Origin of the sequence: Flavobacterium sp. N3904 (assembly GCF_025947305.1) — a bacterium.
Lineage (GTDB): Bacteria > Bacteroidota > Bacteroidia > Flavobacteriales > Flavobacteriaceae > Flavobacterium.
Map to the genome: position 1 here is coordinate 4195238 of NZ_CP110009.1, position 12503 is coordinate 4207740.

Genomic DNA, 12503 nt, shown 5'->3' on the forward strand with positions numbered 1-12503 from the left:
ACGAAGCGATTATGATGAAATAAATTATCAAACTTCTGATTTTAAAAGCGAATACAAATTCAGGTCGATGAATCTGTCATACAGCAATTCGCCTTGTCGGATCACGCCTTCTTTGGTAAAGTTTAACTTTTCGGGAATGGCTTTACTCTTGAAATTTTCTGTACCGCATTTAATTTCGATTCTATTCAATTCTAATTCTGAAAAACAAAAATCGATTAGGGCTTGACACGATTTGGTAACGATTCCTTTGCCTTGAAAACCTTCAATAATCCAATACCCAATTTCTCCAATTTTGTTTTGACCATCGATTTTATACACGCCTATTCGACCAATTACTGTCGAGTTTTCGACAATAACAAAGGCATATTCATTTCCGTCACTATTGCGGTGCATACAGCCCTTTACAAAATTTTCAGCAAATTCAACGGTTTGCATTCGATCTACGAAAGGCAACCACGGTCGCAAATGAGTTCTATTAGCATCGACCATATCAAAAATAGGTTGGGCATGATTCTCGGTAATTAATTCTAGTTTAAGCGCATGATTTATAATAATTGTCATAAGTTTTTAAGTATTCATTTTATTTATTGGTGTTTTTACAATACCTAAACTGAAAAAAATAGATAATTTTGAGTTATTAGTTAAACCGATCTAGACCATCTATAGTTCTAAATGGTTTTTCAAAAAAATCATAAATCGTTTTATTGAATTGATCTTTATAAAAAATAGGTGTTGAATGTCCTGAGTTTGGAATTATCCATAAATATGATTTTGGAATGGATTGAGCAATCAACAAGGTGTGTATAGGAAGAATCACATCATGATCACCCCCGATAACAAGAGTCGGACATTTAATTGTATTTAATTGCTCCAATGAAATATGTGGTTCATTAATTAATAGATTCATTAATTTCTTTGCGTGTTTAGTCTCAGCTGTTGGACTTAATTTGGACAAAGAATCTTGTTGTTTTACAACATAATCTATGACTTTGGAGTCTACAGCCGACGCATCTGGCCATAAATTGGCTCCAGTAATAGCCAGTTTTTTTACTTTCTCAGGATGCCTAATCGCTAAAAGCAAACCATTTATTCCTCCATCGCTCCACCCAATGACATCACAAGAATTTATATGAAGCGAATCCAGTAATGCATTTAGGTCATCTGCCATCATCTCATAGCTTAAGGAATCACCTGTGTCAATTGATTTTCCTTGCGCTCTACTATCAGCGACAATTACTTTATAATGTTTTGCAAAATAGGGAATCTGGTATATAAAATTATTAATCGAACCTCCATTTCCATGAATAATAAGCAAAGGTTCTCCTTCTCCATACGTTTCATAATACATATTGAACCCATTGATTTTGGCATAATGCCCAGCTTTGGGATTTCTACCGTATATACTCTTTGCAAAATCATCTGCTGATTGCGAATAAGACAAACCTACAATTAGCATTAATACAATTGAAATAAACAATCTCTTTGTCATTTTGTTTTAGTTTAAGAATTTAATTGAATGAGGATTTAAACTTTTGCTTATAATTGAAGTTCGGCCTAAGTTAAAAAACTTCAAATTGAACTTTTCTCATAATCGGAAAGTAAATATAATGGATTTTTACTACACTAGAAATAATACATCAAAAAAACCTATTGCTTGTAGCGTACAAAAATATGCTCCGAACAAATCTATTTGATTGTAATTGCGCTTTGAGTAGACCAAAGACTTTACTATTTCTGTAGAATGATATATAAACAATCTTTCGTAGTGAAAAGCACTGCAAAGGTGACTAGTAGTTTTTTTGACAAAAAGCAACCTCGTTTAAACGAATTTAAACGAGGTTACTTTTATTTGTAGTATAATTTCAAAGAATCATTAATTGCTTTTTAAACCCTAAGCAATCCACGAAATCCTCTTACCGCATAGTACGAAGATGCACCGTTGTGGTAAATGAACACATTGTTATAACGGAAATCAGCAAAGATTGCGCCACCGAGTTTCCGAATCTCGGGAGGTGTTTTCAGCCAGCTCGATGTTTTGGTATCAAAATTTCCAAATTGCTGCAATTCCCGATATTGTTCTTCAGTCAGAAGTTCAACACCCATGGCAGTTGCCATATCAATGGCATTATTTTCTGGCTTAAACTCTTTTCTCGAATCTAGCGCTTCACGATCATAACAAAGGCTTCTGCGGCCTTTTGGCGTTTCTGCCGAACAATCATAAAAAAAGTATTCACCTGTCTTTTCATCAAGGGTAAAAACATCAGGTTCACCACCGGTTCTTTCCATTTCATAGAGCGACCACAGCTTTTCGGGATGTGCTTGCAGTTTTGTTTGCACTTTTTCCCATTCGAGGTTTTTATGACGATTTTTATCTTTTTCAAAACGTGTTTTTAATACGCCAATTAATTCGTCATGTTGTTCTGGTGACAACTCTTTTTTAGTTTTCATTGCCATAATGTGTTATTTTTTTAAAAAGGTAATACAATAAAACAAATATTTAAAATTAAGACAATTTTTTAAAAAACAACAGTAGCTATTTTATGTATAAAGCAAACCCAATAAATATTGATTTCAATTCTGAAGTTTATTTTTAAAAACAACTCCATTTTTTACAATCAACAATAAAGAATTATCATAATCTTCCAATATTTTCAAATCTTTAAGAGGATTTCCATCCACTACCAATACATCTGCATAAGCGCCTTCTTCAATCACACCCAATTTATTCGGGTAAGGATTTCGGGGGCCGCTCATAGCAAGTAATTCGGCATTCGTTGCAGTTGCCATTTTTAAAATTTCATAAGGTGTGTACCATTTTAATAATTTTACCAGGTCAGCCGCTCTTGAGGCTGAATGTTTTGGTTGAAATAAACAATCGGTACCAAATGCCGTTTTGATATTGTATTTTTTTGCAAAATTGTAAGCTATATCTGTTCCGCTCATCATTGTTTGTTGTTTTATACGATTGGGTGAACCTTCGGCATAAATGCTTTGGCCATCATCAACAAAAGGTTGCAAACTTAGCCATACTTTTTTGTCTGCAACCATTTTGGCAGTTGCCTCATCAATAAGTTGCGCATGGTCAATACAACGGACACCTGCCCGCAATGCGGTTTGAATCGCTCTGGGTGTATATGCATGTACCGTTACGTAAGTGCCCCAATTTTCGGCTGCATCTACTGCGGCTTTCATTTCGGCTTCTGTAAACTCTGTTACATCCAAAGGATCATAAGTAGAAGAAACACCGCCGCCTGCAGCAAGTTTTATTTGAGTTGCACCAAGACGCAGTTGCTCTCTTGTACGTTTCAACACTTCGTCGGGACCGTCAGCTAAAATGCCAAAATTAAATCGTTCTGTAAAATCCAGACTTGCTAAAGCGTCTCTTGGAACGGCGTTTACAGAAAGAAAATCGCCGTGTCCACCCGTTTGAGAAATCATTGCTCCAGAGGGATAAATCCTTGGACCAATAATTAATCCCTTATCGATTGCTTTTTGCAGACCAAAAGAAGGTCCTGAAAGATCCCTGAAAGTGGTAAAACCCTGCATAAGATCTTTCTCGGCAGACACAACAGCGTTTACGGTAATGTATTCAATATCATTATTCATAAGCTCCATGATATTCAAAGACTCCATCATGATATGGGTGTGGGCATCGATCAAGCCAGGCATCAGGAATTTTCCTTTACCATCAATTATTTTTGTTTCGCCACTTTTATTAGTTGGAATTGGGCTTGACGAAATTTTGCTGATGAGATTGTCAACAATAAGAACATTGCCAAGCATTGTCTTTTCGTTTTTCCCATTAAAAATTTGAACATTATTTATAAGAATAGTCTTTTGCCCCAAGGCAAAAAAAGTACTTATTAAAAATAACTTTGTAAAAATTGATTTCATAATTTTTAAAATTTTATTAGACCTCCATTTTCGGCTTTCGGCATCCCCGTTACTTGTAACAAAATTGAGTCGCTTTTATTAGCTATGCTGATCATTATTGCATCCGACCTCTGTAAATATATTAAAATTTCCCTTACATAACTTTAAAAAAACATGTTTAGCGCTTTTTAATTCCTCAAAAGCCTAACCTTAATTGTCTACTTGCATTGGAATGATTAATTTCATGAATTAAATAATCTTTTTTTTTATAAATAATTGATTTTTAGTACTTTTGATTGAATTGATTTAAAATAAAGAGATATTAATATATTCAATATAAATATGAGAGACCAAATAAAAAGCGCAATTGGCAATGTACTGATAACTCTTTTTCCTAAAAAAGCTGAGAGTCTAGAGAAAAGAGGCTTGACTATGATTGATCAAAAGTTTAGCTTTATGGAACGCCAAATGCGTAATGCTATCTTAAATAAAGCTGAGGCAAAAAACAATTTTGATAAACTATCGAAAATACACAATAGTTATTGGGTAAATCAGGGAAAAGATGTTTTTGAATGGAATAATAGTTTTAAAAATAATTTTTTACCTCACTGCACTTTTATTTATAAAATTGTTAAAGAAAAGTTTTTTAAAGATGAAATACAATTTACCACCCTTGTCGAAATCGGAACTGGCAATGGTGATGTACTCAATTATTTAGAATCCAATTTTCCTGAAATTGATAAATTCATCGGTATTGACCTGAGTTCGGAGCAAATCAAAATAAACAAAGAAAAATACAAAGAAAATTTACGGCTGGAATTTATAGCTGCAGATGTTATAGAATGGGTAAAAAAAGAAGGCCATAAAAATACAATTTTTGCGACCTCAAACGGTGTATTTGAATATTTTACGGAACACCAACTACGAGAATTTATTAAATATACACACAGCTTGGGCAAAGTGCTTTTTATTATTATTGAACCTACTGTAATAAATCACAATTTTGACCTCAATCCGAATTCGATTGTGTATGGTATTGAAAAATCTTTTTCGCATAATTATTGCAAAATTTTTCACGATTTTGGATTTAAAATTTTTCACCATTCCAAAAAACAAATTTTAGGTATTGGTAGTAATTGTGAAATGAATTACATTTTGGCGGGAAATTAAAATGGTTATATTTATTTATTAAATTTTGATTACAAATCTCAAATTTCACTGCAGCCAATCTTCCGCTATTCCGCCTTTATAGGCATTTTTTTCTTCGCCTTACAAAAATATAAAAACCAAAAGCTGGCAATTGAACCTACCAATTACTCAAGTTATTCTTCTCGGCAATACTATGTCACCATATATTGTTTCCAATGGTTATATTTGTTAATCACTTTAAACAAAAAACATGAGTTCGATATATGACAAAGCAGATAATGAGACTATGATTGCCAGAATTAATTCACTTACGCCAGACAGCAAAGCGCTGTGGGGCAAGATGACGGTTGACCAAATGTGCAAGCATTGTAACGCCGCCATACAAGTTGCTTTTGGTAAACAGGATCTTAAAATCAGTTTCCCGATGCGACTTTTGGGCAGAATGCTAAAAAACAAGGCTTTTAATACTGACTTTGGAAAAAACAGTCCAACTGCAAAAGAATTTAAATTTGACGAATCGTATGATTTTGAAGCCAGCCGAAAAGAATTTGCCGAAAGTATTGCTCAATTTGCGCAGGGAACTCAAGTTATCAAAGTTATGGATCATCCCTTTTGGGGCAAAATGACATATGAAGATTGGAACAAATTGATGTGGAGGCATACAGATCATCATTTGAGACAGTTTGGCGTTTAGTTTACAAACCTTAGAAAAACAAATTCGTCTATGACTATAATTAGACATAAACATTTTTTTCTTTCGTATTCCGAAGAACACGAACAAGCAGAATGGACTGCCTATTATTTGACTGCTCAGAATCAAAATCAGCATCATTTTGAAAGACCATATTTTTCGCAAGATCCTTTGATTGATACAGATTCGGCGCATTGGAACAACTACAAAGACACTGGTTACGACAAAGGACATTTGGTGCCTGCCGCTGATATGAAATTCTCTGAAGAAGCCTACAACGAAACCTTTTTTACTTCGAATGTTGCACCTCAAAACAGGGCTTTCAACGCTGGCATCTGGAATCGTTTGGAGCAAAAAATTAGGTATTGGGCTGATAAATACACGGCTCTTTTTATAGTGACGGGAAGTATTTTGCATGATAATTTGGTCACTATTGGTACAGAAGAAGTTTCGGTTCCCGATTATTTTTTTAAAATTGTGGTTCGGGTTCAAGACAACGGTTTGGTTATGATTCCGTTTTTGGTTCCTAATGAAAAATCGGATGCGCCACTTTACACTTTTGCCACGACCATTGATGCCATTGAACAAATTACCGGAATTGATTTCAACGAAAAGCTATCTGAAAAAATAGCCGAAAAAATTGAAAAAGAGTTGAGTTATAAGGAATGGAGTTTTGGTTAGAAAAATTAACCGCAAAGTCCGCAAAGAATACCGCAATGTTCGCTAAGCTTTGCGGTATTCTTTGCGGACTTTGCGGTTAAAAAATTTGTACCTTTGCAGTTCCTAAAAAAGCAACATGAGAATTGATATTATCACCGTATTACCTGAATTATTAAGAAGTCCGTTTGAAGCTTCGATTATGAAACGCGCCATAGACAAAGGATTGGTAGAAGTTCATTTTCATAATTTACGGGATTATACGACCAACAAACAAAAAAGCGTTGACGATTATCCTTTTGGAGGTGGTGCCGGAATGGTGATGACCGTTCAACCTATAGATGCCTGCATCACTCACCTGAAAAGCGAAAGAACCTACGACGAAATCATCTATATGTCTCCTGATGGTGAAACGTTAAACCAGAAAATGGCCAACACAATGTCTATGTATCAAAACATTATCATTTTATGTGGACATTATAAAGGTGTTGATCAACGTGTTCGCGATCATTTTATCACCAAAGAAATTTCGATAGGAGATTATGTTTTATCGGGAGGAGAATTGGGTGCTTTGGTTTTATCCGACGCTTTAATTCGATTAATCCCAGGCGTATTGAGTGACGAAACCTCGGCATTGACAGATAGCTTTCAAGATGGATTACTTTCAGGTCCAATTTACACAAGACCTGCCGACTATAAAGGATGGAAAGTTCCCGATGTTTTATTGAGTGGCCATTTTGCCAAAATTGACAAATGGAGAGAAGACACGGCTTATGAACATACTAAGAATAGAAGACCGGATTTACTAAACGAATAGTTTAATGTGGTTTAAATTGTTTAAGGCTCAAATAACTTTAAACAATTTAAATATTTTTAAACATTTTTAAACATTTTTTTTTACATTTGCACCCAAATTTAGACCAACCTCTGGCGAAGTCCGCGAATGTTGCTCTTTTTAAAACCATAATAAAAAAACATCATGGCAGATTTAATGAAATTCGTTCAAGACGAATTTGTAACAAGAAAAGATTTCCCTGTATTCGGAGCTGGAGACACAATCACAGTTTACTACGAAATTAGAGAGGGTGAAAAAACAAGAACACAGTTTTTTAAAGGTGTTGTTATTCAAAGAAGAGGTTCTGCAAACACAGAAACTTTTACTATTCGTAAAATGTCAGGAGCAATTGGAGTTGAGCGTATCTTCCCAGTAAACTTGCCAGCTTTGCAAAAAATTGAAATCAACAAGAAAGGTGCTGTACGTAGAGCTAGAATTTTCTACTTCAGAGAACTTACTGGTAAAAAAGCTAAAATTAGAGATAAAAGAAGATAGTTTACTCTATTTCTTACTAATAAAAATGTCCCAACCGATGAAAATCGAGATTGGGATTTTTTTTTGATATTTTTTTAGGGCTAAAAATCATAATTTAGAAATCAAATGGCACTTAAAATATCAAATTATAAATATCACAGAATATGTATTTAAATTTATTTTTTTATATCCAAATAAAACCGCTATTACAACTTCATTTCATATCTTTGCCCGCCTTAACTCAAACGATGTAATTCTACAAAAGGCCTTAAATAAATTGTGATTTAGATTAAAAAAAATAAAAAAAATGACAACAAAAGCTAAAATTTTTTACACACTTACAGACGAGGCTCCTTTATTGGCAACCTACTCTTTTTTACCAATTGTCCAGGCATTTACTGCTACTTCGGATATCGAAATAGAAACCAGAGACATTTCGCTTGCCGGTAGAATCATTGCAAATTTTACTGAATTTTTAAAAGAAGATCAAAAAACAAAAAATGCTTTATTGGAATTAGGTCAATTGGCTACTACTCCTGAAGCAAACATCATAAAATTACCAAATGTATCAGCTTCAATTCCACAATTGAAAGCTGCCATTGCCGAATTGCAATCACACGGTTATGCTTTGCCTGATTTCCCGGAAGATCCACAAAGCGAAGAAGAAAAAGCTGTTAAAGCTAAATATTCTAAAATTTTAGGATCGGCAGTAAATCCAGTTTTACGCGAAGGAAACTCAGACCGTAGAGCTCCAAAAGCGGTAAAAAATTACGCTAAAGCCAATCCACACTCAATGGGTGCTTGGTCTGCTGATTCAAAAACTCATGTTGCATCTATGGAAAGTGGTGACTTTTACGGAAGTGAAAAATCAATCACATTGACAGATGCTACCGATGTAAAAATCGAATTCGTTGCCAAAGATGGTACTGCTACCATTCTTAAAGCAAGTACTCCTTTAAAATCTGGAGAAATCATTGACAGTTCTGTTTTACATCTCAATGCTTTAAAATCTTTTGTTGCCAAAACAATCAAAGAAGCCAAAGAACAAAACATTTTGCTTTCTGTTCACTTGAAAGCTACGATGATGAAAGTTTCTGACCCGCTTATTTTTGGCGCTATTGTAGAAGTATATTTTGCAGATGTATTCAAAAAATACGCTGCTTTATTTACAGAATTAAACATCAACACCAGTAATGGTTTGGGTGATGTTTATGCAAAAATCGCAGGGAACCCAATGCAAGCCGAAGTAGAAGCAGCAATTGCGCAAGCTATCGAGAACGGACCTGCTTTGGCCATGGTAAATTCAGATAAAGGAATTACCAATCTTCACGTCCCTTCAGATGTGATTGTAGATGCTTCAATGCCTGCAATGATCCGTACTTCTGGACAAATGTTCAACAAAGACGGAAAACAACAAGATACTGTAGCTATTATTCCAGACAGATGTTATGCTGGAGTTTATACCGCTACAATCGATTTTTGTAAAAAAAACGGTGCTTTTGTCCCTACTACTATGGGAAGTGTTCCAAACGTAGGATTGATGGCACAACAAGCAGAAGAATATGGTTCTCACGATAAAACATTCCAATTGAAAGCAGATGGTGTTGTTCGTGTAGTCGATACAAACGGAAACGTTTTGATGGAGCAAGATGTAGAAGCAAATGATATTTTCAGAATGTGTCAGGCGAAAGACGCTCCTATCCAAGACTGGGTAAAACTAGCGGTAAACAGAGCCCGTTTGTCTAACACTCCTGCCGTTTTTTGGTTGGATAACAACAGAGCACACGACAGAGAAATCATCGTAAAAGTTCAGAAATACTTAAAAGATTATGATACAACAGGTTTAGACATTCAAATCTTGAATCCTATTGAAGCTACCAACTTTACTTTGGAGCGCATCATCAAAGGATTGGATACCATCTCGGTAACCGGAAATGTATTGCGTGATTATTTGACTGATTTATTTCCAATTCTGGAAGTAGGAACTTCGGCCAAAATGCTTTCTATTGTTCCGTTGATGAATGGTGGAGGTTTATTCGAAACTGGTGCTGGTGGATCGGCACCAAAACACGTAGAGCAATTCATTCAAGAAGGATACTTGCGTTGGGATTCATTGGGAGAGTTTTTGGCTCTTGGAGCTTCATTAGAACATTTAGGACAAACTTTACGCAATTCAAAAGCAATTGTTTTGGCTGAAACTTTAGATACTGCTACAGAGAAATTCTTGGCTACTGATAAATCGCCTTCTCGTAAAGTGGGTGGAATTGACAACCGTGGATCTCATTTTTATTTGGCAATGTATTGGGCAGAGGCTTTGGCAGCTCAAGACAAAGACAGTGAATTGAAAGCTATCTTCACTCCTATCGCTGCTGATTTTTTCGCAAATGAATCTAAAATCAATGGCGAGTTAATTGGTTCGCAAGGTAAACATCAAAACATTGGCGGATATTACCAACCAAATCCAACGTTGACAGAAAAAGCAATGCGTCCAAGCGAAACTTTCAACAGTATTTTGGCTAAAATAGCATAATACAAATAGTTTACTCTATTTTATATATTCAAAGGACAACTGGAAACGGTTGTCTTTTTTTTATAACACCATTTAGATTTAAAAAGTAGCTTGATTAATTTTAATTTATTTTTTAAATCTAAATAGCATAAACTGGTAAAAAAGAAAGCGAAACAATAAGGAGAAGAGCTATATGTTGCTCAGGAAATATAACTACAAAAATCCTATTTGTAAATTAAACCATTTGCAAATAGGATTATCTAATGGCTAACTACAAAAAACCTAGCTTATGAAAACTACTTTACCACTACTTTTAGTTCTAACCACACTTTTTTTTATCTCTTGTTCACAAAACGATTCCGAACCAACAACTCCTCCTTATGTCGATGATGATTTAGCAGGTCCTATTTCGAGACCACAAAGCGGCTATGGCTCAGACGGAACGTATACCGTAGCCAAAATAGCATTCCCAAGCCCATTATATAGCGGAAAAAATGTTGAAATATTTTATCCAAAAGGGATAACCTCACCAAGACCTACTATTTTTTATTCCCATCCATTTGGCGGAGAAGATAGTGCTTACAATATTGGCCTATATGAATTTATTGCCAAAAAAGGGTATGTGGTTGTTTTTGCGCCCTATCCAACAATTGGAGTTACTGTAGACGAAAGATACAGTACTTTGTGGGAAAGTTTCAAGAAAGCAGTTGCCGATTATCCGAATATCATTGATACAAAAAAAGTGGGTTTTATGGGACATTCTTTTGGTGGCGGAGCTTCATTTGCATTGGCTCACAAAGGATTTATTGACGAAGGATGGGGTCAGGATGGCCGTTTTATTTTTGCTATGGCACAATGGTATACACACCAGATTACTCCAGAAAATTTGCAAAGCTTCCCTGCCAACACAAAACTGATTACCCAAGTCTATGACGATGATGTAACCAATGACCATCGATTGGCGATAGATATTTTTAAAAATATTAATATTGTGAACTCAGAGAAAGACTTCATCTTAATCAAAAAAAGTGTTCTTCCAACGTACACTTATACTGCCGAACACACTTTACCCAATACCCAAACAGCCTATGATGCTTATGATTATTATGGTGTTTACCGGCTTTTGGACGCTTTGATTGATTATAGTTTTAATGGAAGCGCTGCAGGCAAAAACGTAGCATTGGGAAATGGCTCAGCAGATCAAATTACAATGCCAAGTTATAACGGACAAGCATTGTCACCATTGGAAGTAACCGATAATCCTACACCAGCTTACCCGCAAAGCAAATACCAGTTTCAGTGCAGTTCGGTTAACAATCCGAGAATTATAAATTGTAATTAAAAATTAATCCGACCAAGCAAAACAATAGCCATTCTACTGAAAATAAAAAATCCAGCTGAATGGCTTTATGTTTTTCTGAAGTAATCCAACAAGCGTTATCCAATTACCCAAATCCGTTGTAGCAACTGTTAGCCATAGTATTTTCGAAATATTAATCAATCAAAATATTACCATTTGAGTCATACAAAAATACCCAACTTGCCTCATTAGTTGAAATTAACATATCATTAAGGTAATATATTTCAGTGTATTTTCTGAAATTATTTTTTGAGATTGAACGATAGAAATCGTCATCTATTAAATATAATCTTTTCCAAGGATTTATAGAGTTATCATAATCTCCAAATATTCGAACAATTTTTTCACCTTTATTTATCCCATATTCTTGCTGAAAAGATTCTGTTCTAGCTAAATTACCATTAGAATCATAATAAAATTTTTCTATAAAGCTTAAAAATTCATTTGGACCTGTTGCACCGTAAGCATTATCTGGAAGAGTAGTTTTTATCTCTACAAGTTTATTATTGGAATATTTGTAAAAGAGCGTTTTACAATAATGGTTATTGGTGATATACGTTATTTCTTTTTTCTCAATTTGCATTGAGTTATTTAAAGTAATATAAATAGTATTTTTAGGAATCGTAAATAAATTGGAGTCAGTGAAGTTTTCGATAGTAACTCTATTATTATCATATACTAATGAAGTATATATGTCAGAGAAAAAACGCAACCCTTTTGGGGGAACTTCCACAAACTCTCCTGTTCTTTTAATTAATCGTTTACTATTATCATATTCAAAATAAGTGTATGATTCCGTCGGTAATCCTAGCTGAAAACCCTGACTCATTTTAGTTATCAAAGGGTCATTATCTTGATTGTTTTCACTTTCTTCTTCATTGTTAGAACAAGAAAAAAGTAAAATTCCTAGAGTTAAAAATGTTAAAATGTGTTTCATTAGTTTCATTAGTTTCTG

General features: G+C 34.6%; 12 protein-coding genes. 7 read left to right on the forward strand and 5 right to left on the reverse strand.

The annotated features are described in order from the left end of the window. Positions 1-27: 27 nt before the first annotated feature. The 4 genes from OLM57_RS17915 to OLM57_RS17930 all read right to left on the reverse strand — a co-directional run bounded on the left by OLM57_RS17915 (position 28) and on the right by OLM57_RS17930 (position 3894). Positions 28-561, reverse strand: coding sequence for a GNAT family N-acetyltransferase (locus OLM57_RS17915; protein WP_264565054.1), 534 nt, complete (start codon positions 559-561; stop codon positions 28-30). A 76-nt stretch (positions 562-637) separates the two neighbouring features. Next, positions 638-1489: an alpha/beta fold hydrolase gene (locus OLM57_RS17920; protein WP_264565055.1), complete on the reverse strand. Its 852-nt coding sequence runs from the start codon at positions 1487-1489 to the stop codon at positions 638-640. Between the two features lie 395 nt (positions 1490-1884). After that, positions 1885-2448 carry a DUF4256 domain-containing protein gene (locus tag OLM57_RS17925; protein ID WP_264566928.1) on the reverse strand — a complete coding sequence of 188 codons (564 nt, stop codon included), beginning with the start codon at positions 2446-2448 and terminating at the stop codon, positions 1885-1887. 123 nt (positions 2449-2571) lie between these two features. After that, positions 2572-3894, reverse strand: a complete 1323-nt coding sequence (locus OLM57_RS17930; RefSeq protein WP_264565056.1) for a metal-dependent hydrolase family protein — start codon at positions 3892-3894, stop codon at positions 2572-2574. Between the two features lie 321 nt (positions 3895-4215). On the opposite strand from OLM57_RS17930, the gene OLM57_RS17935 reads away from it, so the two are divergent. From OLM57_RS17935 to OLM57_RS17965, 7 genes are all read left to right on the forward strand, one after another. Continuing rightward, positions 4216-5043 carry a class I SAM-dependent methyltransferase gene (locus tag OLM57_RS17935; RefSeq protein WP_264565057.1) on the forward strand — a complete coding sequence of 276 codons (828 nt, stop codon included), beginning with the start codon at positions 4216-4218 and terminating at the stop codon, positions 5041-5043. A 229-nt stretch (positions 5044-5272) separates the two neighbouring features. Then, positions 5273-5716 carry a DUF1569 domain-containing protein gene (locus tag OLM57_RS17940; protein ID WP_264565058.1) on the forward strand — a complete coding sequence of 148 codons (444 nt, stop codon included), beginning with the start codon at positions 5273-5275 and terminating at the stop codon, positions 5714-5716. Between the two features lie 30 nt (positions 5717-5746). Next, on the forward strand, positions 5747-6394 hold the full coding sequence (locus OLM57_RS17945) for a DNA/RNA non-specific endonuclease (protein WP_264565059.1): 648 nt from the start codon (positions 5747-5749) through the stop codon (positions 6392-6394). A 115-nt stretch (positions 6395-6509) separates the two neighbouring features. Continuing rightward, positions 6510-7187, forward strand: coding sequence for a tRNA (guanosine(37)-N1)-methyltransferase TrmD (gene trmD / locus OLM57_RS17950; protein WP_264565060.1), 678 nt, complete (start codon positions 6510-6512; stop codon positions 7185-7187). A gap of 162 nt (positions 7188-7349) precedes the next feature. Beyond that, on the forward strand, positions 7350-7700 hold the full coding sequence (rplS, locus tag OLM57_RS17955) for a 50S ribosomal protein L19 (RefSeq protein WP_264565061.1): 351 nt from the start codon (positions 7350-7352) through the stop codon (positions 7698-7700). Positions 7701-7986: 286 nt separating this feature from the next. Continuing rightward, positions 7987-10209, forward strand: a complete 2223-nt coding sequence (locus OLM57_RS17960; protein WP_264565062.1) for an NADP-dependent isocitrate dehydrogenase — start codon at positions 7987-7989, stop codon at positions 10207-10209. 268 nt (positions 10210-10477) lie between these two features. Then, positions 10478-11530 carry an alpha/beta hydrolase gene (locus OLM57_RS17965; RefSeq protein WP_264565063.1) on the forward strand — a complete coding sequence of 351 codons (1053 nt, stop codon included), beginning with the start codon at positions 10478-10480 and terminating at the stop codon, positions 11528-11530. Positions 11531-11681: 151 nt separating this feature from the next. Here the strand turns inward: OLM57_RS17965 and OLM57_RS17970 are convergent, their stop codons facing one another. Then, positions 11682-12485 (reverse strand): hypothetical protein, encoded by an 804-nt coding sequence (locus OLM57_RS17970; RefSeq protein ID WP_264565064.1) that lies wholly within the window; start codon positions 12483-12485, stop codon positions 11682-11684. Positions 12486-12503 lie beyond the last annotated feature (18 nt).